The organism is Pseudomonas sp. NPDC087185, assembly GCF_044744955.1.
Classification (GTDB): Bacteria; Pseudomonadota; Gammaproteobacteria; order Pseudomonadales; family Pseudomonadaceae; genus Aquipseudomonas.
Window position 1 is genome coordinate 384,642 of record NZ_JBIUZK010000005.1, and the last position, 22,179, is coordinate 406,820.

17 protein-coding genes are annotated in these 22,179 nt (G+C 63.0%); 10 read left to right on the top strand and 7 right to left on the bottom strand.

What is annotated here, in order from left to right; genetic code table 11:
• Positions 1-25 precede the first annotated feature (25 nt).
• The 5 genes from ACIPIJ_RS19350 to ACIPIJ_RS19370 form a co-directional block, all read right to left on the bottom strand.
• Positions 26-1,828 carry an acyl-CoA dehydrogenase gene (locus tag ACIPIJ_RS19350; protein WP_401079572.1) on the bottom strand — a complete coding sequence of 601 codons (1,803 nt, stop codon included), beginning with the start codon at positions 1,826-1,828 and terminating at the stop codon, positions 26-28.
• A 118-nt stretch (positions 1,829-1,946) separates the two neighbouring features.
• Positions 1,947-2,549, bottom strand: a complete 603-nt coding sequence (locus tag ACIPIJ_RS19355; RefSeq protein ID WP_401079574.1) for a hypothetical protein — start codon at positions 2,547-2,549, stop codon at positions 1,947-1,949.
• Positions 2,550-2,723 carry a hypothetical protein gene (locus ACIPIJ_RS19360; RefSeq protein ID WP_401079576.1) on the bottom strand — a complete coding sequence of 58 codons (174 nt, stop codon included), beginning with the start codon at positions 2,721-2,723 and terminating at the stop codon, positions 2,550-2,552.
• A gap of 231 nt (positions 2,724-2,954) precedes the next feature.
• The gene (putA, locus tag ACIPIJ_RS19365; protein WP_401079578.1) at positions 2,955-6,908 is read right to left on the bottom strand and encodes a trifunctional transcriptional regulator/proline dehydrogenase/L-glutamate gamma-semialdehyde dehydrogenase; all 3,954 of its coding nucleotides are present in this window, start codon (positions 6,906-6,908) and stop codon (positions 2,955-2,957) included.
• Between the two features lie 32 nt (positions 6,909-6,940).
• Entirely contained in the window at positions 6,941-7,267 is a 327-nt protein-coding gene (locus tag ACIPIJ_RS19370; protein WP_401079580.1) for a hypothetical protein, read from the bottom strand.
• Here ACIPIJ_RS19370 and putP point away from each other — a divergent pair.
• The 8 genes from putP (at position 7,266) to ACIPIJ_RS19410 (ending at position 16,936) form a co-directional block, all read left to right on the top strand.
• Complete coding sequence (gene putP, locus ACIPIJ_RS19375) at positions 7,266-8,744, top strand: sodium/proline symporter PutP (RefSeq protein ID WP_401079582.1); 1,479 nt, start codon at positions 7,266-7,268, stop codon at positions 8,742-8,744. The two genes, ACIPIJ_RS19370 and putP, sit on opposite strands and share 2 nt — an antisense overlap.
• 187 nt (positions 8,745-8,931) lie before the next feature.
• Positions 8,932-9,768, top strand: a complete 837-nt coding sequence (locus ACIPIJ_RS19380) for a 23S rRNA (adenine(2030)-N(6))-methyltransferase RlmJ (RefSeq protein WP_401079584.1) — start codon at positions 8,932-8,934, stop codon at positions 9,766-9,768.
• 150 nt (positions 9,769-9,918) lie between these two features.
• Positions 9,919-11,676: a carbamoyltransferase gene (locus ACIPIJ_RS19385; RefSeq protein ID WP_016501928.1), complete on the top strand. Its 1,758-nt coding sequence runs from the start codon at positions 9,919-9,921 to the stop codon at positions 11,674-11,676.
• On the top strand, positions 11,660-12,793 hold the full coding sequence (locus ACIPIJ_RS19390; RefSeq protein WP_401079586.1) for a glycosyltransferase: 1,134 nt from the start codon (positions 11,660-11,662) through the stop codon (positions 12,791-12,793). The genes ACIPIJ_RS19385 and ACIPIJ_RS19390 overlap by 17 nt, the downstream gene beginning before the upstream one ends.
• Positions 12,793-13,689 (top strand): antimicrobial resistance protein Mig-14, encoded by an 897-nt coding sequence (locus ACIPIJ_RS19395; RefSeq protein WP_401079860.1) that lies wholly within the window; start codon positions 12,793-12,795, stop codon positions 13,687-13,689. The genes ACIPIJ_RS19390 and ACIPIJ_RS19395 overlap by 1 nt, the downstream gene beginning before the upstream one ends.
• The gene (locus ACIPIJ_RS19400) at positions 13,686-15,089 is read left to right on the top strand and encodes a PIG-L deacetylase family protein (protein WP_401079588.1); all 1,404 of its coding nucleotides are present in this window, start codon (positions 13,686-13,688) and stop codon (positions 15,087-15,089) included. The genes ACIPIJ_RS19395 and ACIPIJ_RS19400 overlap by 4 nt, the downstream gene beginning before the upstream one ends.
• Positions 15,090-15,137: 48 nt before the next feature.
• The gene (locus ACIPIJ_RS19405; RefSeq protein ID WP_401079590.1) at positions 15,138-16,094 is read left to right on the top strand and encodes a glycosyltransferase; all 957 of its coding nucleotides are present in this window, start codon (positions 15,138-15,140) and stop codon (positions 16,092-16,094) included.
• A 68-nt stretch (positions 16,095-16,162) separates the two neighbouring features.
• On the top strand, positions 16,163-16,936 hold the full coding sequence (locus tag ACIPIJ_RS19410) for a glycosyltransferase family 2 protein (protein ID WP_401079592.1): 774 nt from the start codon (positions 16,163-16,165) through the stop codon (positions 16,934-16,936).
• A 29-nt stretch (positions 16,937-16,965) separates the two neighbouring features.
• Here ACIPIJ_RS19410 and ACIPIJ_RS19415 read toward each other — a convergent pair whose 3' ends face one another.
• Positions 16,966-17,571, bottom strand: a complete 606-nt coding sequence (locus ACIPIJ_RS19415) for a toluene tolerance protein (protein ID WP_401079594.1) — start codon at positions 17,569-17,571, stop codon at positions 16,966-16,968.
• Positions 17,572-17,801: 230 nt separating this feature from the next.
• Here ACIPIJ_RS19415 and msbA point away from each other — a divergent pair, with 230 nt between their 5' ends.
• Both msbA and hldE read left to right on the top strand, forming a co-directional pair.
• A complete protein-coding gene (gene msbA / locus ACIPIJ_RS19420; RefSeq protein WP_401079596.1) occupies positions 17,802-19,610 on the top strand; it encodes a lipid A export permease/ATP-binding protein MsbA in 1,809 nt (602 codons plus the stop codon).
• Between the two features lie 130 nt (positions 19,611-19,740).
• Positions 19,741-21,162, top strand: a complete 1,422-nt coding sequence (hldE, locus tag ACIPIJ_RS19425) for a bifunctional D-glycero-beta-D-manno-heptose-7-phosphate kinase/D-glycero-beta-D-manno-heptose 1-phosphate adenylyltransferase HldE (RefSeq protein WP_401079597.1) — start codon at positions 19,741-19,743, stop codon at positions 21,160-21,162.
• Positions 21,163-21,193: 31 nt separating this feature from the next.
• Here the strand turns inward: hldE and ACIPIJ_RS19430 are convergent, their stop codons facing one another.
• Positions 21,194-22,162, bottom strand: a complete 969-nt coding sequence (locus ACIPIJ_RS19430) for a metal ABC transporter ATPase (RefSeq protein WP_401079599.1) — start codon at positions 22,160-22,162, stop codon at positions 21,194-21,196.
• Positions 22,163-22,179: the final 17 nt, after the last annotated feature.

Here is a 22,179-nt window from a genome sequence, read left to right on the forward strand (position 1 = left end):
ACCTCCGTGTGCACGGTGGCTCCCCCTAGAACCACGCGTCTTGCATGGCGAGGCAGGTGTCGTCGCGTGCCTCGAGCAATGCCAGGTCATTATGGCAGCCAGGCACTTCCCAGGTCAGGAAATAACGCGCCGCCTGCAGTTTGCCAAGGTAGAAATCGCGGTCTGCGCTACTGCCTTTGAGCAGGCCGAGCTCGGCGTGGATCGCCTGTTCCAGCCAGCGCCAGCCGATCACGCAGTGGCCGAAGGCCTTGAGGTACAGGGCGGAGTTGGCCAGCGCGCCGGCGGCTTTACCCTGCGCCAGGTCGCCAAGCAGGGCCAGGGTCACGCGTTGCAGGCGGTTGACCAGTTGTTCCAGCGGCTGACGCAAGGCATCCAGGTTTGGATGATGGCTGGCGCGCTCGGCGGTGTCAGCCATCAGACGGATCAGATGCTTGAGGCCTGCGCCGTTGTTCTCCGCCAGTTTGCGGCCCAGCAGGTCGAGCGACTGGATGCCCTCGGTGCCTTCGTGGATCGGGTTCAGGCGGTTGTCGCGGTAGTACTGCTCCACCGGGTATTCGCGGGTGTAGCCGTGGCCGCCGAGGATCTGGATCGCCAGCTCGTTGGCCTTGAGGCAGAAGGTCGACGGCCAGGATTTGACGATGGGCGTCAGCAGGTCGAGCAGCGCCTGCGCCTGCTGGCGGGTGGCTTCGTTATCAGCCGTGTGGGTGTCGTCGAACAGCCGTGCGGCGTACAGGCCCAGGTCGAAGGCGCCTTCCACGTAGGCCTTCTGCGCCAGCAGCATGCGTTTGACGTCGGTGTGGCCGATGATCGGCACCGCAGGGCTGTGCGGGTCCTTGTTGTCCGGCAGCCGGCCCTGCGGCCGTTGGCGTGCGTACTCCAGCGAATACAGGTAGCCGGCATAGCCAAGCATCACCGCGCCCATGCCGACGCCGATGCGCGCCTCGTTCATCATCTGGAACATGCAGGCCAGGCCCTGATGCGGCTGACCGACCAGGTAGCCGACGCACTGACCGTTGTCGCCGAAGTTCAGCGCCGTCGAAGTAGTACCGCGCCAGCCCATCTTGTGGAACAGCCCGGCCAGCAGCACGTCGTTGCGATCGCCGCGGCTGCCGTCCTGGTTGACGAGGTACTTGGGCACGATGAACAGCGAGATGCCCTTCACCCCTGGTGGGGCGTCCGGCAGCTTGGCCAGCACCATGTGCACGATGTTTTCCGACAAGTCGTGGTCGCCGCCGGAGATGAAGATCTTGTTGCCCCTGATCCGGTAGCTGCCATCCCCGGCAGGTTCAGCGCGGGTGCGGATGTCGGCCAGCGATGAGCCGGCGTGCGGCTCGGTGAGTGCCATGGTGCCGAAGTAGCGGCCTTCGATCATCGGTTGCAGGAACAGCCGCTTCTGCTCGTCGCTGCCGAAGCTTTCGATCAGGTTGGCCGCGCCCATGGTCAGGAACGGGTAGGCCGTGGTCCCCGCGTTGGCGGCTTGGAAGTGGGCGAAGCACGCCTGCGAGACCAGGCTGGGCAACTGCATGCCGCCGACCTCGAAGTCGCGGTTGGCATTGAGGAACCCCGCCTCGAGGAAGGCATCGACCGCAGGTTTCACCTCCGGGATCAGCTCGGCACGGCCGTCCACGTAACGCGGTTCGTTCTCGTCGGCCTTGCGGTTGTGCGGGGCGAAGAACTTTTCGGCGATGGTGCGCGCGGTGGTCAACGCCGCATCGAAGGTCTCGCGGCTGTGCTCGGCGAAGCGCGGGCGTTGGGTCAGGGCTTCGGCGTCGAGCACTTCGTAGAGCTCGAAGGCGAGGTTGCGGGGGCTGAGCAGGGTCTCGGGCATGGGGGCGGTCCTTGAGCGGGCTTGGAGCGAGTCTAGGAGTGGCCCGACAAGGCTGGCTACCATGATTGATTCAGATGATGTTCAGCCACAGATCTGCAAAGCCATGCTTTAAAACGCATCAGATCTGGAAGAGAGTACCGTCGGCATTCAAGGGTCGGAAGTAACCTTTGATGCAATTGAGGCTGCGGACGCAGAGTTGAATGTGTGTTTCTTGCCGGAACGAAGTGCCTGGATACAGTTCGTTTCCCTCCAGAAACGGAGACCGAATCGATTCGTAGGGCTGTAGACCGATAAGCTCTCGAGCTGAATGTAGAGACTGGAATACAGCGCAGTCCAGGAATCTCTTGAGGTTGTCATGATCACCTTTGAAACCAGGTCTGTTCTCAGGAAGAGCAGTAGTGCTTGCAGCCAGTAAGTGATAAGCCTCTCCAAGTTCTACCAGCGCACCCTCCTCTGTGAGGTTCAGGCAGAGCCCAAGGTCGATGATTGCACCTACGACGTAGGGTTCTTTGATTGCCCCTTGGCCACGTTTGTATTTCTTGATGAGTTGCGCGTAGCTCAAAGCACGTTCAGGGCTGTTCTCCCAAAGGTAGGCGCCTTCACCTAGCCAGTCGTATTCATTTTTGCTGGGCGCTATTTGCTCACCTGCCAGTATGGCTTCACCAATTTTGCGATCACAGCCATGAAACCCGAGAACGAATGAAGGAAGCTGTTGATACATTTATCGGTAACTGGCCCTGAGCTTGCCTTTAGCGGTGAACACCCCGGTCATGGCGCGGAAAGCTTTGGCTTCGGCTGGATTGTCGGCAAGTATCTGGGCCAGTTGGCGAATACGTTGTGCAGCCTCAAGATGTGGGTTAGCCGTTTTCGGCTTGTTGAGGATCTTTGTAGTCATGTCGACCTCCAGAGGGCCGTACAGATGATGTGTCATGATCAACCTTAAGGTTCATTCGCTGGATTTGCCAGTGTAACGGCCCATGAAACCTGGGAAGCCTCAGATGTTCACCTCACGCTGTAGTCCATTTCCCAAATGTATTCCCATCTGGTGAGCGTGATGCATTGGCATGATGGTTGGAAATGAAAAGGGAGAGCCGAAGCTCTCCCTTTTCATCATCAACCCTCGGCCTCAGCCAATGGTCATCAAGCTGGCGTTACCGCCCGCAGCAGCAGTATTCACACTGACAGCCCGCTCGATCACCAACCGCTCCAGCGCGATCTGATGATCGCCGCTGGACAGCCCGTGCACGCCAACGATCGCACCTGCCCGCTTGGCCACTTGCTGGCAAACGCCACGCAGCTGGTCCGAGTCGCCATGGTGGATCACGGCATCGAACGCCACTTCATCCTTGTTCCAGTCCGCCACCAGCTTCACCTTGGCCTGCAGCTCCTTCGGTAGACGACCGCGCAGGCCTTTGCCTGGTTCGCCGTCTACCCACACCGCCGAGCTACCTACTGCCAGCACTGCAGCCAATTGGGCCAACAGGTCGGCCTCGTTGTCCGCCAGGCACAGCACATGCTCGCGCGGCAGGATGGTGTAGCTGTTGCGCTCACCGGTCGGGCCTGGCAGCAAACGGGCGATGCCGCTCTGCGACTGGCCGGCGAACTGGCTGCACAGCGCGGCCAGGTCGGCCTGCTGGTTGCTCTCGGCCCAGGTCTTGAGGCTGTGCAGCGGCTTGATCAGTTGTTCGTGCAGGGTGCGGTCCGGCTTGCCTTCGCCATCCTGCTGCTGGAAGTGACGGCCAATGGCGTCGGTAGGGCGGGTCGACAGCAGGCGATACAAGTACAGCGGGCCGCCGGCTTTCGGGCCGGTGCCGGACAGGCCTTCACCACCGAACGGCTGCACGCCCACCACTGCACCGACGATGTTGCGGTTGACGTACAGGTTGCCGGCGTTGGCGTTCTCCACCACCTTGGCGATGGTCTCGTCGATGCGGGTGTGCACGCCGAGCGTCAGGCCGTAGCCGGAGTTGTTGATCTGCTCGATCAGCTGATCAAGGTTGCGGCGGTTGTAGCGCACCACGTGCAGTACCGGGCCGAAGATTTCGCGCTTGAGCTCGTCGAAGCTGTCCAGTTCGATGAGGGTCGGCATGACGAAGGTGCCGCGCTTGATCTCGGCAGCATCGGCAATGGCCACTTGATAGACCGCGCGGCCTTTCTCGCGCATGCCCTGGATGTGCTTCTCGATGCCGGCCTTGGCTTCGGCGTCGATCACCGGGCCGATGTCCACCGCCAGGCGGTCCGGGTTGCCCAGGCGGCTTTCGGCCATGGCCCCCTTGAGCATTTCGATCACGCGGTCGGCGGAGTCTTCCTGCAGGCACAGCACGCGCAGGGCCGAGCAACGCTGGCCAGCACTGTCGAAGGCCGAGGAGACCACGTCGATCACCACCTGCTCGGTGAGCGCCGAGGAGTCGACGATCATCGCGTTCTGGCCGCCGGTTTCGGCGATCAGCGGGATTGGGCGGCCCTGGTTGTCCAGGCGACCGGCGACATTGCGTTGCAGCAGGCGGGCGACTTCGGTGGAGCCGGTGAACATCACGCCCTTGACGCGCTCGTCACCGACCAGGCCGGCACCCACGGTTTCGCCGCGGCCTGGCAGCAGTTGCAGCACGCCTTCCGGGATGCCCGCTTCGAGCAGCAGGCGCACGGCCTGGGCAGCGATCAGCGGGGTCTGTTCGGCAGGCTTGGCCAGCACCGGGTTCCCGGCAGCCAGGGCTGCGGCCACCTGGCCGGTGAAGATCGCCAGCGGGAAGTTCCACGGGCTGATGCACACCACCGGGCCGAGCGGGCGGTGGGCGTCGTTGCTGAAGTCGTTGCGTGCCTGCACCGCGTAGTAGCGCAGGAAGTCCACAGCCTCGCGCACTTCGGCAATGGCGTTGGCGAAGGTCTTGCCGGCCTCGCGGACCAGCAGGCCCATCAGCGGCTGGATCTCGGCTTCCATCAGGTCGGCGGTGCGTTCGAGGATTGCGGCGCGTTCGGCCGGCGGGGTGGCCTGCCAGATCGGCGCGGCATTGAGCGCGCACTGGATGGCGTTGTCGACGTCGGCAACGGTGGCTTCCTGCACGTGGCCGACCACGTCGCGCTGGTCTGCCGGGTTCAGCACCGGCGCGGCAGCGGCCTCGCTGGCGGCGCAAGCCAGCAGTGGGGCGGCTTTCCAGTCGTTGTGCGCGGTGGCCAGCATGGCGCAGGACAGCGAGGCCAAGCGGTGTTCGTTGGCCATGTCGATGCCGGCCGAGTTGGCCCGCTCGCGGCCATACAGGTCACGTGGCAGCGGGATGCGCGGGTGCGGCAGGCCAAGGCTGCCTTCCTGGGTGCCCATGCGCTCGATGCTGGCGACCGGGTCGGCGACCAGTTCCTGGATGGAAATGGAATGGTCGGCGATGCGGTTGACGAACGAAGTGTTAGCGCCGTTTTCCAGCAGGCGGCGGACCAGGTAGGCCAGCAGGGTTTCGTGGGTGCCGACCGGCGCGTACACGCGGCATGGACGGTTCAGCTTGCCTTCAGAGACTTTACCTACAACCTGTTCGTACAGCGGTTCGCCCATGCCGTGCAGGCACTGGAATTCGTACTGGCCCGGGTAATAGTTCTGGCCGGCGATGTGGTAGATGGCTGACAGGGTATGGGCGTTGTGGGTGGCGAACTGCGGGTAGATGGCTTCCGGCACTGCCAGCAGCTTGCGGGCGCAGGCGACGTAGGAAACGTCGGTGTACACCTTGCGGGTATAGACCGGGTAGCCTTCCAGGCCCTCGACTTGGGCGCGCTTGATCTCGCTGTCCCAATAGGCGCCTTTCACCAGGCGGATCATCAGGCGGTGGCGGCTGCGCTTGGCCAGGTCGATGACGTAGTCGATCACGTACGGGCAGCGCTTCTGGTAGGCCTGGATGACGAAACCGATGCCGTTCCAGCCGGCCAGCGACGGCTCGAAGCACAGGCGCTCGAGCAGGTCGAGCGACAGCTCCAGGCGGTCGGCTTCCTCGGCGTCGATGTTCAGGCCGATGTCGTACTGCTTGGCCAGCAGGGTCAGCGACAGCAGGCGCGGGTACAGCTCTTCCATGACGCGCTCGTACTGAGCGCGGCTGTAGCGCGGGTGCAGCGCCGACAGCTTGATCGAGATGCCTGGGCCTTCATAGATGCCACGGCCGTGCGAGGCCTTGCCGATCGAGTGGATCGCCTGCTCGTAGGAGGCCAGGTATTTCTGCGCGTCGTGCTCGGTCAGTGCGGCTTCGCCGAGCATGTCGTAGGAATAACGGAAGCCCTTGGCTTCGAAGCGGCTGGCGTTGGCCAGCGCTTCGGCAATGGTCTCACCGGTGACGAACTGCTCGCCCATCAGGCGCATCGCCATGTCGACGCCCTTGCGGATCATCGGCTCGCCGCTCTTGCCGATGATGCGGGTGAGCGAGGAGGTCAGGCCGGATTCGTTGTGGGTGGACACCAGCTTGCCGGTCAGCAGCAGGCCCCAGGTGGCGGCGTTGACGAACAGCGACGGGCTGTTGCCCAGGTGCGGCTGCCAGTTGCCATTGCTGATCTTGTCGCGGATCAGGGCGTCACGGGTACCTTTGTCGGGGATGCGCAGCAGGGCTTCGGCCAGGCACATCAGTGCCACGCCTTCCTGCGACGACAGCGAGAATTCCTGCAGCAGGCCCTGAACGATGCCGGCGCGGCCACCGGCGCTCTTCTGATTGCGCAGTTTTTCGGCGATGCCGGCGGCCAGCTTGTTGGTCGCCTCGGCCAGCGGTGCGCTCAGGCGCGCCTGCTCCAGGAGCATCGGAACCACTTCCTGCTCGGGGCGGCGGTAGGCGGCGGTGATGGCAGAACGCAGCACGGACTGTGGCAGGATGCTTTCGGCGAATTCCAGGAAGCACTGGTGGGCGTGGTCCGGTTGTACTTCGCCGGCATCATCGGCCAGGTGGGTTGCGTGACCGTTGAGTTCGGTCAGGGTGGCGCCACCCTCGAGCTTCTCCAGGTAATTGAAGATCGCTTGCTTGATCAACCAATGCGGCGTGCGGTCAATCGACTGCGCAGCGGCTTTGAGTCGCTCACGGGTAGGGTCATCGAGTTTGACCCCAAGGGTGGTCGTCGCCATTTCTTATCCTCTTTATTGCCACGGTTGTGGCCTTAGCTGGCGCCAAGAGTAGCGTGTAGGACAATTCGGGTGCAACCAGGTGCAACCCGAATTTTATGTGGAAAAGGTGCAACTCGTCCGGCGCGGTTATCCACACCTTGAAAAAGAGCGTTTTCGGTGCGTTTTATTCTGAAAAAACCTGTTTTTGCTCCTAATGGGAGCAAAAAAGAGGCTTTAGCTGAAATTGCACGAGCGGGTGCAACTTGCAAATGAAAAATGGTTGCACCCACTTTGCGTTGTTGCATAGGATGCGCCGCCTGGGTGCAACCGTCTTGCTGCGGTTGCGCATGAGATAAAAACAAACGCCAGGGCACACGCATGGGCAATCCACTAACGATCACCTTCGTGATCTACATCGCGGCAATGGTGCTGATCGGCTTCGCAGCCTATCGCTCCACCAACAACCTTTCCGACTACATCCTGGGCGGTCGCAGCCTGGGCAGTGTGGTTACCGCGCTTTCCGCGGGTGCCTCCGACATGAGCGGCTGGCTGCTGATGGGCCTGCCGGGCGCCATCTACTTCTCCGGCCTGTCCGAAGCCTGGATCGCCATCGGTCTGACCGTCGGCGCCTACCTCAACTGGCTGTTCGTTGCCGGCCGTCTGCGCGTGCAGACCGAGCACAACGGCGACGCGCTGACCCTGCCGGACTACTTCTCCAGCCGTTTCGAAGACAAGAGCGGGCTGCTGCGGATCATTTCGGCCATCGTCATTCTGGTGTTCTTCACCATCTACTGTGCGTCCGGCATCGTCGCCGGTGCGCGCCTGTTCGAAAGCACCTTCGGCATGCCGTACGAGACCGCGCTGTGGGCCGGAGCCGCCGCGACCATCGCCTACACCTTCGTGGGCGGTTTCCTGGCGGTGAGCTGGACGGATACCGTGCAGGCCTCGCTGATGATCTTCGCGCTGATCCTCACCCCGGTCATCGTGTTGATTTCCACCGGCGGTTTCGACACCACGTTCCTGGCTATCGAAGCGCAGAACCCGGCGAACTTCGACATGCTCAAGGGTGCGACCTTCGTTGGCATCATCTCGCTGATGGGCTGGGGCCTGGGCTACTTCGGCCAGCCGCACATCCTGGCGCGCTTCATGGCTGCCGATTCGGTCAAGTCGATCGCCAACGCTCGTCGCATCTCCATGACCTGGATGATCCTGTGCCTGGCCGGTACCTGCGCCGTGGGCTTCTTTGGCATCGCCTACTTCTCCGCGCATCCTGACCTGGCAGGCCCGGTCACCGAGAACCACGAGCGTGTGTTCATCGAGCTGGCGAAGATTCTGTTCAACCCGTGGATTGCCGGTGTGCTGCTGTCGGCCATCCTGGCGGCGGTGATGAGTACCTTGAGCTGCCAGTTGCTGGTGTGCTCAAGCGCCCTGACCGAGGACTTCTACAAGGCCTTCCTGCGCAAGAACGCCTCGCAGGTCGAGCTGGTGTGGGTCGGTCGCCTGATGGTACTGGCTGTCGCGCTGATCGCCATCGCCATGGCGGCCAACCCGGAAAACCGCGTACTGGGCCTGGTGTCCTACGCCTGGGCTGGCTTCGGTGCTGCCTTTGGTCCGGTGGTGCTGATCTCGGTGCTGTGGAAGGGTATGACCCGTAACGGCGCCCTGGCCGGTATCGTGGTGGGTGCGCTGACTGTGATCCTGTGGAAACAGATCGATGTCTGGGGGCTGTACGAAATCATCCCGGGCTTCCTGTTGGCCAGCCTTGCCATCTTCGTAGTGAGCAAGCTGGGTAGCCCGTCGCAGGCGATGGTGCAACGCTTCGAGACTGCTGATGCGGCGTATCACGCTGACAAGTAACACTCGCTGAAGCGGTGTTGCTGTTTTCGCGGGCGAGCCCGCTCCCACAGGTTTGGTGTCGTTCTGACGGCTGGCGCCAAACTCTGTGGGAGCGGGCTCGCCCGCGTATGGGCCTGACACCGATCGACAGTCAGGCCTGACTCCGCCCGCAAGGCAAGGTAAACTTGCCGGCTTCGCAGGAGTTGCCATGAACTATCGTCACGCCTTCCACGCCGGCAACCACGCCGACGTTCTCAAGCACATCGTGCTGACCCGCCTCATCGCCCTGATGTCGCGCAAGGAGCAGCCGTTCGCCTATATCGATACCCACGCCGGCCTCGGCCTGTATGACTTGCAGGGTGATCAGGCGACGCGCACCGGTGAATACCTTGAAGGTGTCGCGCGCTTGTGGAACCGCGATGACCTGCCGGCCATGGCCGCTGACTACCTGCGCGTGATCAAGCGCCTGAATGCCGATGGCGAGCTGCGTTACTACCCCGGCTCGCCCGAGCTGGCCCGGCGGCTGATGCGTCAGCAGGACCGCGCGCTGCTCAACGAGAAGCACCCGGAAGACGGGCCGCTGCTCAAAGAGAACATGAAGAAAGACCCGCGCGTGGTGGTGCACCTGGGCGAGGGCTGGCATGTGCCGCGGGCGCTGCTGCCGGTGCAGGAAAAGCGCGCGATCATGCTGATCGACCCGCCGTTCGAGCAGGCCGACGAGCTCAAGCGTTGCACCAGCTCGTTGAAGGAAGCGATCGGCCGCATGCGCCAGACCGTTGCCGCCATCTGGTACCCGATCAAGGACCAGCGTTCGCTGACCCGTTTCTATCAGGACCTGACCAGCACCGGCGCGCCGAAGCTGTTGCGGGTGGAGCTGTACGTGCACCACCAGGACAGCCCGCAGGGCCTGAACGGCTCCGGCCTGGCCATTGCCAACCCGCCGTGGGGCCTGGAAGAAGAGCTCAAGGAGTTGCTGCCCTGGCTGGCCAATGAGCTGGCGCAGACCGCCGGCAGCTACCGCATGGACTGGCTGATCGCCGAGTAACACAGCGCCGCGCCCCTTGCAGAATGGCCGCACCGCCGCCCCCACAAGGGGGCGGTGTGTCTTTGCTGTTTGCGTTATAATCCCGCCTTTTAGCCGCCACCCGCCCACGAGGCCGCTGGCGCATCTCTACCGAATGAAGAGGCTAATCCCTTGGCATTGACGATTCTTGGCCTGTCCGGCGCCCTTAGCCATGACCCTTCCGCGGCCCTGTACATCGACGGCAAGCTGATTGCCGCCGCCGAAGAAGAGCGCTTCGTGCGTGACAAGCATGCGAAGAACCGCATGCCCTACGAGTCGGCGAAGTTCTGCCTGGAACAGGCTGGCATCAAACCGTCCGATGTGGACGTGGTCGCCATCCCGTTCGCCCCGATCAGCCTGTTCGGCAAGGCTCGCTGGCACTATGCCAAGCGCTACTGGTACGCCCCGGACCGCGCCCTCGACGCGATCCTGATGGGCAACCGCCGCTACAAGCGCTACCGCAAGAAGATCGTCTGGTGCCTGGAGCAACTGGGCTTCGACCCGAAAAAGGTCAAGATCGAGCCGGTCGAGCACCACCTGGCCCACGCCTCCAGCGCTTACCACTGCTCGGGCTTCAAAGAGAAGACCGCGATCCTCGGCATCGATGGCAAGGGTGAGTACGCCACCACCTTCTTCGGCTACGGCGAAAACGGCAAGATCCACAAGATCAAGGAATTCTTCGACCCGGACTCGCTGGGTGGCCTGTACGGCGCGATCACCGAGTTCCTCGGTTTCGAAATGCTCGACGGCGAGTTCAAGGTCATGGGCATGGCGCCGTACGGCGATGCCAGCAAATATGACTTCTCGCGCCTGGCCAGCTTTGAAAACGGCGAACTGGTGATCAACACCGAATACGCCAACGTCATCGGCCTGCGCCGCTATAAAGAGAAGGGCAAAGGCTTCTACTTCTCGCCGAAGCTGATCGAATGGCTGGGCCCCAAGCGCGAAGGCGACATCGCCGACGAGCCGTACATCCACTACGCGGCCAGCATGCAGGCATTGTTCGAGAAGCTCGCCCTGCAGATGATCGACCACTACCTGGGCGACACCCTGCGTGAAACCGGCAAGCTGGCCTTCGCCGGCGGTTGCGCGCTGAACGTCAAGCTCAACCAGAAGATCATCGCCCGCCCGGACGTGAAAGAGCTGTTCGTCCAGCCGGCCTCCGGCGACGCCGGCACCGCCGTCGGTGCCGCCGCCTATGTTTCCCACGCCCGTGGCGTGCCGGTCGAGAAGATGGAACACGTCTACCTCGGCCCGTCTTACTCCAACGAAGACGTGATCGCCGCTTGCGCCCGTCACCCAGACCAGCCGAAATGGCGCAAGCTGGACAACATGCCGCAGCAGATCGCCCAGATCATGGTCGACGGCAACCCGGTGGCCTGGTTCCAGGGGCGCATGGAATTCGGCCCGCGCGCCCTCGGTGGTCGTTCGATCATCGGCTGCCCGAGTGTCGAAGGCGTGGCTGACCGCATCAACCACCAGATCAAGTTCCGCGAGCGCTGGAGACCTTTCTGCCCGTCGATGCTCGACACTGTTGCGCCGCAGATGATCAAGGTCGATCACCCGGCACCGTTCATGACCTTCACCTTCGAAGTGGCTGAAGAGTGGAAGACCCGTGTGCCGGAAGTGGTCCACGAGGACGGCACGTCGCGTGCCCAGGTGCTCAAGCGCGAGTACAACCCGCGCTACTACGACATGATGAAGGCGCTGGAAGACCTGACCGGCAACGGCGTGTCGCTGAACACTTCGCTGAACCGCCGTGGTGAACCGATGATCTGCTCGCCGACCGATGCCCTGAACATGTTCTTCGGCTCGGACCTGCAATACCTGATCATGGAAGACATCCTGGTGGTGAAGGACGGCGCAGCCGCGTATGACCAGCCGCTCTGAACCGCGCATCCTGCAGTTCTGCCATGGCTATGACGGGCCGTTTCTCGACTGCGCCCGTCAATACGCCAGCCTGTTCCAGGGCAGCGGCTACAAGGTCACCACAGTGTTCCTCACCGGCGCCGCCGACCCGCAGGTCGCGGCCGGCTGCGCGTCGGACGAGGTGCTGTTCCTCGAATTCAGCTCCAAGGCCGTCCGCGGCCTGAAGCTCGGCGCGATTCGCGCGCTGCGCAAGATCGCGGCCGAGCGTAATTTCAGCTTCTGCATCGCGCATCGCTTCAAGCCGATCTATGTGGCCCTGTTGGCCACCGGTTTGCCGGTGATCGGCGTGCACCATGCGTTCGGTGACTATCAGCGCAAGGGCCGTCGGCTGTTCGCCAACCTGTTCAGCAAACGTTTGAGCCTGCTCGGGGTGTCGGATGCGGTGCGTGACGACATGCGCCGCTGCCTGCCGCAGTGGCCGGCCGAGCGCATCCAGACCCTGTACAACCGGATCGACATCGATGCCCTGCGCGCTACGCTGGTGCCGCGTGCCGAAGCGCGTAAAGCCCTGGGGCTTGATGCACAGGCATGGCTCGTCGGCAACGTTGGCCGTCTGCACCCGGACAAGGACCAGGCGACGTTGTTGCGTGGCTTTGCCGAGGCGCTCCCGGGGTTGCCTGCCGGCGCGCGGGTGGCGATCCTCGGCAAGGGGCGCCTGGAAGACAAGCTCAAGGCATTGGCCGCTGAACTGGGCATCGCCGGGCACGTGGACTTCCTCGGTCAGGTGCCGGATGCCCGCCGCTATTTCCAAGCGTTCGATGTCTTTGCCTTGAGCTCCGACCATGAGCCATTCGGCATGGTCTTGCTCGAGGCCATGGTGGCCGGCGTGCCGGTGCTGGCCACTGCTTGCGGCGGGGCCCGTGAGGTGGTCGAGGGTGTGGGCGTGCTATTCCCGCTTGGCGATGCCGCGCAGCTGGCTCAGGGCCTGAAGCACCTGTCGGTGCTGGACGCACGGCAGCGTGAAGCCTGTGCCATGCACATGCTGCAGCGCCTGCACGAACGCTTCTCCGACCAGGCGGTGCGCGAGGCTTTCTGGCAGCTGCCGCAGGTGCGTGCGCTGCAGGTGGCACAAGCATGATCCTCAATCATATCCAGGCTTTTCGAGAGCGCGGCTGGCAGGTCATCGACGCAGCAGCCTACGCCGAAGCGTGGTCACGTTTCGGTGGCAGCGTGGCGACCCACCCGTTGGTGGTCGAACAACTCGCCGACCTGGCGCAGATCCCTGTGCGCTACCTGGGCTGGCATCAGGCCGGTGAGTTGAAAGCGGCCGTGCCGACCTGGGGGCGTCACTTGGCGCTGTCCAAGGACGTGCTCAAGCGTGCCGGCAAAAAAGGCCTGTTCGACCTTGGCAATGCCGAGATCATCCTGCCAGCCGCCGCCGATGCGGCCGCGCCATTGCGCCACGCCGCGCGCTACCTGTCCGAACTGAACCAGGGGCGCTTCGCCGGCCTCAAGGCACAGAGCGAGCAGCTGGCCATGGCCCGGGCCCATGAAGACCTGTCGAAAAAATTCCGCTACAACCAGCGCCGCGAGCTGCGTTTGCTGGAAGAGGCGGGTGGCGTGGTGCGCCCGATCAGCGATTTCAGCGCCAGCGAAATCGGCGCCATGTACCGGGACCTGTTCCAGCGCCGCTGGGGTTTCCAGGCCACTGGCGCCGAGCGCCTGGACGACGTGCTGGCGCGCCTGCGTGAACTGCTGATCGGCTCGGTGCTGTTGCTCGACGACAAGCCCATCGCCATCCAGCTGGTCTACCGCGTCGAAGCGCCGGAGTGGATCAGCGTCGAATACGTCAACGGCGGCGTCGACCCGCAAACCAAAGCCTTCAGCCCCGGCAGCGTCTTGAGCTTCCTCAATACCCAGGCGGCGTGGGACGACGCCCGTGCGCGCAACAAGCCCCTGCGCTTTTCGTTCGGCCGTGCCGACCGCGAGTACAAGGACCGTTGGTGCAACCCTGTGCCGGTGTTCCAGGCGTGAGCCGCAAGCAGCTGTTGCTCAAGCGCCACCGGCGCAACAAGCGCTTGGGGCTGCTGGCCGGCCTGGTGGCGCTGGTCGCGCTTGGCGTTGTTGCCGCGTGGTGGCTGCCGCTGTTGCTCTTGCCGCTGCTCTGGGCCGCCCACGAAGCGTGGTTCGCCGATCATCTGTTCTATGCGCCGGGCGAGGATTACGCCTATAACTTCGGCGAGCAGACCCGCGAGGCGCCTGTCACTTGGCGTGATGGCGTGCTCAAGGTCGATACGCCATTGCAAGGCGATGAAACCCTGATCCTCGAAGTACGGCTGAAAAGCGCTTGGCTGGGGCGTTTTCTCGACCCGCGGGTCGAACTGCTGGCCGATGAACTCAGTGATCGGCAAACATTCGAGCGCGGTGTCGATGGGGTCCGCTACCTGAACCTGACCGGCCTGGCCGCACCGCTGCAGGCCGGTACGCTACGCATGGGCGGCCGCCACTGCCGCTTGCAGGGCGCCCCGCGCCTGTGGATAACCCCCGGTGTCGAGCTGCAACGCCGTCGTGTGATGGTGATCGCGCCGCATGCCGATGATGCCGAACTGGCGGCTTATGGTTTGTATCGCCAAGCCGATGAAGCCTGGGTGGTAACCCTGACCGCAGGCGAGATCGAAGCCGAGCATTATCAACAGATGGGCCTGGGCAAGGCCGAGGCGGCACGCCTGAAAGGCCGTTTGCGCGCCTGGGACAGCATTGCCGTACCGCGCTGGGCCGGCGTGCCGGAGTCGCGCTGCGTGCAATTGGGCTACTTCTGCCTGCAACTGCCCGCCATGCAGGCCGCGCCCGATGTGCCGGCCGCTTCGCGCGAGGCCGACATGGCCGATATCCGCCCGTTTCGCCAATTCAATCCGTTCCCGCTGCCGGCGGACGGCGATGGTGCGCCAACCTGGCACAACTTGCTGGCCGACTTGCGTGCATTGCTGGTGCAGGCCAGGCCCGAGGTGCTGGTCATGCCGCACCCGCAGCTCGACCCGCACCCTGACCATATCTGTGCTCAGGCGGCAGTGATGGAGGCCTTGCAGGGCCTCGATTGGCAGCCGCAAACACTGTTGTGCTATGCCAACCACCTGCATGACAACGACCGCTGGCCGATGGGCGACAGCGGCGACGGGGTGGCGTTGGCGCCGCAACTCAGTGCCGACCAGCCGTGGGCGCCATGCACCCTGGTGCTGGACCTGCCGACCCAGCACGACAAGGCCATGGCCCTGGGCATGATGCACGACCTGCAGCCGGCTGCGCCGTTCAAGCGCCGCCTGCGCCGCCTGTTGCAGCGCTGGCTGGCCGGGCGTCGCCCGTCGCCTTACGGGGAGAACGAATTCTTCCGCAAGGCGGTGCGCAGGCATGAACTGTTCTGGCGCCGCGAGCTCTAGATAACGCCCATGGTTGACCGCGATGGCGCAGAGCGCCCAAGGAACGTAATGAAAGTCCTATTTCTGGTGCAGAAGGAACAGCGGGCGATCCTCGATCGCCTGTACGACGGCGTCGCGGCCAACTGTGAGTGCGACCTGCGCTGGCTGACCAGCGAAGACCAGCGCAACCTGCGCCGTTACTTCAAGCGCGAAGTGCAGGTCGAGCGCTATGACCGTATTGTCTTCTTCCTGCGCTTCAAGCAGGAGATCCGTCAGGTGGCGTTCATCCAGACGGTGCCGAACCTGGTCATCCTCGAACACGACGCCTACCAGAACTACATCCCGTGCAAGTACACCGGCAAGTTCAGCGCGCATTACCGCAAGCTGCCCTGGGCGCGGGTGATCAGCTCCGGCTATATGGTCAGCGAGCGCCTGCGCCAGGAAGGCTTCGACGCGGTATTCGTGCCCAAAGGCTATGATGAGCGCCTGCTGACCGACCAGCGGCGCGAGCGCGACATCGAACTGGCATTTGTCGGCAGCACCAACAGTGTCGCGTACAGCGGTCGCAAGGCATTGCTCGATGAGCTGGGGCGTGTCGAGAATCTGGTGGTAACGCGCACCAAGTCCGGTGAGGACTACTGCAACACGCTCAACCGCATTCGCTTCTTCGTCAGTGCCGATGTCGGCATGGGCGAATACATGATCAAGAACTTCGAAGCCATGGCCTGTGGCTGTGTGCTGCTGGCATTCGACCAGGGCGCGGAGGAGAATCGCGCCCTGGGCCTGCAGGACATGCACAACGTGGTGTTCTACGACAGTATCCCGATGCTGCAGGCAAAGCTGCGCACCTTGCGGGCAGACCCCGCGCTGGCCCAGCAAATTGCCGAAAATGGGCGCCATCTGGCGGTTTCCCGTTTCAGCTTCGGTGAAGTTGGCCGTAGCATCGTCGACCATATGCGCCCGGCACTTAGGCCGCACCCGCCACTGTCCACGTGGCAGCGGTTGCGCCTGAAGCTGGGTATTTAAACTAAAAGAACTTTCGTCTTCACGGACTGAGCACGCAAAGTCGATTGTCGCAACGCGGAGGGAGTCCGGTGCGCTTTTCTCAAGAAAGTGATGTCACGCTAGTCGTGACCAGCTGCGGTCGATTCGATCTGCTCAAGGAAACCCTTGAGAGCTTCGATCGCTATAACACAGCGCCCATACGTGAGGTTTTCATTACCGAAGACTCGGGTGACGATGCTGTGCACGGTGCTGTGCCAGAACACTGGAAGCCCCATTGCACGGTGTTCGTCAATCGCCCCAAGCTGGGGCAGCTGGCGTCGATCGACCTGGCCTACAGCCATGTCAAGACGCCCTATATCTTCCATTGCGAAGACGACTGGCAGTTCTATCGCCAGGCCTTCGTCGAAGACTCCAGGGCGATACTGGAGGTCAGCCCGAACCTGCTGCAGGTCTGGTTGCGCAGCCATGCCCATGACCTGGCGATTCACAGCCCCTACATTTACCTGGGCGAACGGCAGGTGATCGCCGGGGTGCCGTGCTATCCCTTGCACTCCGAGAAAGCCGAATGGCAGGCCTTTTCGCTCAACCCGGGCCTGCGTCGTCTGAGCGATTACCAGCGCTGTGCGCCATTTGCCGGTTATTCCGGTGAAAAGGCGCTTTCTCGCCGCTACGCGGAGTTGAACCTGACCGCGGTCAAGCTGGAAGGGGATGCAGTCTTGCACACGGGGTTTGGCAGCCACGTCACCTTGCCTGAAGAAGTTCAGCGCAAGGCCAAGCGACGTAACCGCGACCGGGTCAAGCTGGCAATGACGCTGCTGGTGGGCGCCGTAATTGGCTTGGGCGTCTCAATTTTAGTGCATTGACCCAGCACAGCCTGCTGCGCGGCTGAGGTTCAGCGCGCCAGCAGGGCCGCTTCGAAGGCCGCGAGGGGGAAGCGGTCGCCGAGTTTTTCGCGCTCGATGTAATTCACCATGTGCTGCACGTTGCGCCGGATCATCCGGGCGGACAGTGGCGGGCGCAGGAAGCGCATATCTGCAACGTCGATCAGGCCAAGGCGCTGGTCGGGGGTCACCACCACATTGCCCAGGTGCAACGAGCGAAAGTAGATGCCGCTGCGGTGTAGCTGGCGGATCAGCTCGACCAGGCGGGGCAGGTAGATATCCCAGCTGAAGCCGTCATCACGCGACATCTGCAGCAGCGTGCGCCCCGGTAGCGGGCGGTACAGCACTGCGGTCCTGCCGGGCAGGTCGAGCTTGTGCTGGCTGATCACCTCGAGCGTGGGAATACCCAGTTGCGCAAGGCGCGCGGCGTTGTCGACGAAGCGCTGGGAGTACGGGCGCAGCAGTGCGGACGAAATCAGGCGCTTGCGCCGGAAGACCTTGAGGAAATTGCCGTTTTCAAGCAGGTAGACTTTGGCGCCATGGCTATCTGCCTCTATAACCTGGGCGCCAAGTGTCAGCTGATCGAAGTCGACCTGGGTGAGCCGAGAGCATTGCATGAAGTGAGCCTTGTCGTCTGGCGAGCAAAATGACCGGCAATAATGCCGAAAATATTGCCGCAGCACCATGATGCTGTCTTTGAATGCCCGAGGGCGCTGCTGTTCCACGTAAAAAAACCGGGTTCATACCTGGCGGGTTTGTGGTCTGGTCATGTTATTGCCAGGGGGGGCGTGTCGAAAATGACGCCTGTGGTAAAATTTGCGGTTCAACCTGAACAGCGAGCTCGATGATGGCCGAAACACCGCGACCGGCGGAGCACACCTCCAGCCTGAAGATCTACTTCCGGCTGCTGAGCTATGTGAAACCCTATGTCGGCATTTTCCTGCTGAGCATTGTCGGTTTTGTGATCTTTGCCTCGACCCAGCCCATGTTGGCCGGGATTCTCAAGTATTTTGTCGATGGCCTGAGCAACCCCGAAGCGGTGTTGTTCCCCAACGTGCCTTATCTGCGCGACTTGCAATTGCTGCAAGCTGTGCCGCTGCTGATCATCCTGATCGCGGCGTGGCAGGGCCTCGGTTCGTTCCTTGGCAACTATTTCCTGGCCAAGGTTTCGCTTTCCCTGGTGCATGACCTGCGCGTGGAGCTGTTCAACAAGCTGCTGGTACTGCCCAACCGCTATTTCGACAACAACAATTCCGGGCACCTGATCTCGCGCATCACCTTCAACGTGACCATGGTGACCGGCGCCGCCACTGACGCCATCAAGGTGGTGATCCGTGAAGGCCTGACCGTGGTCTTCCTGTTTGCCTACCTGCTGTGGATGAACTGGCACCTGACCCTGGTGATGGTGGCCATCCTGCCGGTCATCGCGGTGATGGTCAGCATTGCCAGCAAGAAATTCCGCAAGCAAAGCAAGAAGATCCAGGTTGCCATGGGCGACGTGACGCATGTCGCCTCCGAGACCATCCAGGGTTACCGCGTGGTCCGCAGCTTCGGTGGCGAGCGTTACGAGCAGCAGCGTTTCGGCCGTGCCAGCCAGAGCAATACCGACAAACAATTGCGCATGACCAAGACGGGCGCTTTGTACACGCCGATGCTGCAGCTGGTGATCTACAGTGCCATGGCCGCGTTGATGTTCCTGGTGCTGTTCCTGCGCGGCGACTCCACCGCCGGTGACCTGGTGGCCTACATCACTGCCGCCGGCCTGCTGCCCAAGCCGATCCGCCAGCTGTCGGAAGTCAGCTCGACCATCCAGAAAGGCCTGGCCGGCGCTGAAAGCATTTTCGAACAGCTGGACGAAGCCCCCGAGGTCGATAGCGGTACCGTCGAGAAGGAGCGGGTGGAAGGCCGCCTGGAAGTGCGCAATCTGAGCTTCACCTACCCCGGCACCGAACGCGAAGTGCTGAGCGACATCAGCTTCACCGCCGAGCCGGGCCAGATGATTGCCCTGGTAGGGCGCTCGGGCAGCGGCAAGTCGACCCTGGCGGCGCTGATCCCGCGTTTCTATCACCACGACCAGGGGCAGATTCTGCTCGATGGCGTGGAGATCGAAACCTACCGCCTGCGCAATCTGCGCCGGCACGTTTCGCAGGTGACCCAGCATGTCACCCTGTTCAACGACACGGTGGCCAACAACATCGCTTACGGCGACCTGGCCGGCGCGCCGCGCGCTGACATCGAAGCCGCGGCTGCCGATGCCTACGCCAAGGAATTCGTCGACCAGCTGCCGAAAGGCTTCGATACCGACGTGGGCGAGAACGGCGTGCTGCTGTCCGGCGGCCAGCGCCAGCGTCTGGCGATTGCCCGGGCATTGTTGAAAAATGCCCCGCTGCTGATCCTCGACGAAGCCACTTCGGCGCTGGACACCGAGTCCGAGCGGCACATCCAGGCTGCCCTGGACCATGTCATGAAGGGCCGCACCACGTTGGTGATCGCCCACCGCCTGTCGACCATCGAGAAGGCCGATCAGATCCTGGTCATGGACCAGGGCCGTCTGGTCGAGCGCGGTACTCACGCCGAGCTGCTGGCAGTCAATGGCTATTATGCCCGCTTGCACGCGATGGGCCTGGAAGAGCCGGCAAAGGCCGATATCACCTGAGTTCACCCTGATCGGGGCCGTACGGCCCCGATTGTCACCGGAGTTTTCCAGGGGCCGATCTGGCCATAAAGCCGTCGCTTACCCTGTGCTAATATCCTGCCCCTGTTCATTATTTTCATATGGGTTGCCCATGAAGTTGTCCATGCCGCGTTTCGATCAAGCCCCGGTATTGGTGGTCGGCGATGTCATGCTGGACCGCTATTGGCATGGCGGTACTTCGCGTATCTCGCCGGAAGCGCCAGTGCCGGTGGTCAAGGTCGACCAGATCGAGGATCGCCCCGGCGGCGCGGCCAACGTTGCCTTGAACATTGCCGCCCTCGGCGCACCCGCTGCGCTGATCGGCGTGACCGGCCAGGACGAGGCCGCCGACAGCCTGGCCAACAGCCTGCAGGCGGCCGGCGTGCGTTCGGTGTTCCAGCGCATCGCGCATCAGCCGACCATCGTCAAGCTGCGGGTCATGAGCCGTCACCAGCAATTGCTGCGTATCGATTTCGAAGAACCGTTCGCCACCGACCCGCTGTCGCTGGGCGCCGAGGTCGACAGCCTGCTCGACGGTGTCAAGGTGCTGGTGCTTTCCGACTACGGGAAGGGCGCGCTGAAGAACCACCAGAGCCTGATCCAGGCCGCGCGTGCCAAGGGCATTCCGGTACTGGCCGACCCCAAGGGCAAGGATTTTTCCATCTACCGCGGCGCCAGCCTGATCACCCCGAACCTCAGCGAGTTCGAGACCATTGTCGGCCGTTGCGCCGATGAGGCCGAGCTGGTCGCCAAGGGCCTGCAGCTGTTGCTGGACCTGGACCTGGGTGCGCTGCTGGTCACCCGTGGCGAGCATGGCATGACCCTGCTGCGCACCGGCCAGCCGGCACTGCACCTGCCTGCCCGTGCCCGCGAAGTGTTCGACGTGACCGGTGCTGGCGATACCGTGATTTCCACGCTCGCGGCGGCCATCGCAGCCGGTGAAGACCTGCCCCACGCCGTTGCGCTGGCCAACCTGGCTGCTGGCATCGTGGTCGGCAAGCTGGGTACTGCGGCCATCAGTGCACCTGAGCTGCGCCGGGCGATCCAGCGTGAGGAGGGTTCCGAGCGTGGTGTACTGGGCCTGGAGCAACTGCTGCTGGCCATCGACGACGCCCGTGCGCACAACGAGAAGATCGTCTTCACCAACGGTTGCTTCGACATCCTGCACGCCGGGCATGTGACCTACCTGGAGCAGGCCCGTGCCCAGGGCGACCGGCTGATCGTCGCGGTCAACGACGATGCATCGGTCAGCCGCCTGAAAGGCCCGGGTCGCCCGATCAATAGCGTCGACCGGCGCATGGCGGTGCTGGCCGGCCTGGGTGCGGTGGACTGGGTGATCAGCTTCCCCGAAGGCACGCCGGAAAACCTGCTGAGCCAGGTCAAGCCGGATGTGCTGGTAAAAGGCGGTGACTATGGCATCGACCAGGTGGTCGGCGCCGATATCGTCAAGGGCTATGGCGGTACCGTGAAAGTGCTGGGGCTGGTTGAAAACAGCTCGACCACGGCGATCGTCGAGAAGATCCGCAAGAACTGAGGTAATGGGGGCTGCAATGCAGCCCCTCACATTATTTGTTCAGCGAAGTGCGTGCCCGCTCCAGCAACGCCCTTGCCTTGTCGCCAAAACGCTGCAAATGCGACCCCTTGGAGGCCTTGCGCTCTACCAGCCCTTGCTGCTTCACCCACTCCTTCCAGCGTATCCGCTCATCCACCACCACCCAGCCGTCCTGCCGGGCAAAACTCTCGGCCAGGTACAGCCCACGGGTGCTCGCCGGTACCAGTTCATCCTTCTTCAACGTGTACAGCTCAGCCATAGGCTTGCCATCTTGCAGCGGCATCAGGTACAGGTCCGGCCGTTTGCGGTTGAGCCGCGCCACCAGCTGATCGCCTTCGAGGCGTTCATCGACATGAAACAAACTCAGTTTTTTTGCATCTCTGGGCACTTGCAGGCGCATGTCGTAGATCAGTTGCAGCGATGCGGTAGGCAGGTGCACATAGGCGCGCGGGCGCTCCAGCAACATCAGCTTGCCGCAATGCACCGGCCGCGCCGCGCCCGATTCCGGCGTCAGCACGAATGGCAGCGATTCACGGTAGTGCAGGGCGGCGTCATAGGGTGCCGGTAGCCAGGTGTCGTTGAAGCGCCCCCCCAGCCAGCCTTCCGGCGTTTCCAGCAGGCATTCTTCGGCTACTTCCTGCACTGCGGTGTGCAGCGGCAGGTTGAGTTCCTGGGCTGGGACATAACCTGAAATCAATTTCAGCACCACGTCACCACGGTCCTGCCGCCGTTGCCGCACCAGTACCCAATAGTCACGGTTTTGCCAGTGCAACGTCAGGCGCACCGAGACGCCCAGGTTGGCCAGTTCGACCACGAACCGCTGGTTGTCCGGCAGCTGGATGGCCCGCCGGCGTTGTTGGGTCTGGGCGAAGTTCAAAGGCATGCCGATGCTCTGGTAGGCCAGGCCTTCGGGGGTGGCTTCGACATGCAGCGGCAGCGTCTTGAAGTTGCTCGGGTTCTTGCGGATCAGCGTACGCGGCACGAGGCTCCTCCTTGCGT

Bases quoted from the DNA above. Each gene is read 5' to 3' on its own strand.
- ACIPIJ_RS19360 (WP_401079576.1), bottom strand. From the start codon at position 2,723: ATGACTACAAAGATCCTCAACAAGCCGAAAACGGCTAACCCACATCTT.
- ACIPIJ_RS19370 (WP_401079580.1), bottom strand. From the start codon at position 7,267: ATGCGTGTGCCCTGGCGTTTGTTTTTATCTCATGCGCAACCGCAGCAA.
- ACIPIJ_RS19380 (WP_401079584.1), top strand. From the start codon at position 8,932: ATGAACTATCGTCACGCCTTCCACGCCGGCAACCACGCCGACGTTCTC.
- msbA (WP_401079596.1), top strand. From the start codon at position 17,802: ATGGCCGAAACACCGCGACCGGCGGAGCACACCTCCAGCCTGAAGATC.
- ACIPIJ_RS19405 (WP_401079590.1), top strand. From the start codon at position 15,138: ATGAAAGTCCTATTTCTGGTGCAGAAGGAACAGCGGGCGATCCTCGAT.
- ACIPIJ_RS19415 (WP_401079594.1), bottom strand. From the start codon at position 17,571: ATGCAATGCTCTCGGCTCACCCAGGTCGACTTCGATCAGCTGACACTT.
- putP (WP_401079582.1), top strand. From the start codon at position 7,266: ATGGGCAATCCACTAACGATCACCTTCGTGATCTACATCGCGGCAATG.
- ACIPIJ_RS19350 (WP_401079572.1), bottom strand. From the start codon at position 1,828: ATGCCCGAGACCCTGCTCAGCCCCCGCAACCTCGCCTTCGAGCTCTAC.
- putA (WP_401079578.1), bottom strand. From the start codon at position 6,908: ATGGCGACGACCACCCTTGGGGTCAAACTCGATGACCCTACCCGTGAG.
- ACIPIJ_RS19390 (WP_401079586.1), top strand. From the start codon at position 11,660: ATGACCAGCCGCTCTGAACCGCGCATCCTGCAGTTCTGCCATGGCTAT.
- ACIPIJ_RS19355 (WP_401079574.1), bottom strand. From the start codon at position 2,549: ATGTATCAACAGCTTCCTTCATTCGTTCTCGGGTTTCATGGCTGTGAT.
- hldE (WP_401079597.1), top strand. From the start codon at position 19,741: ATGAAGTTGTCCATGCCGCGTTTCGATCAAGCCCCGGTATTGGTGGTC.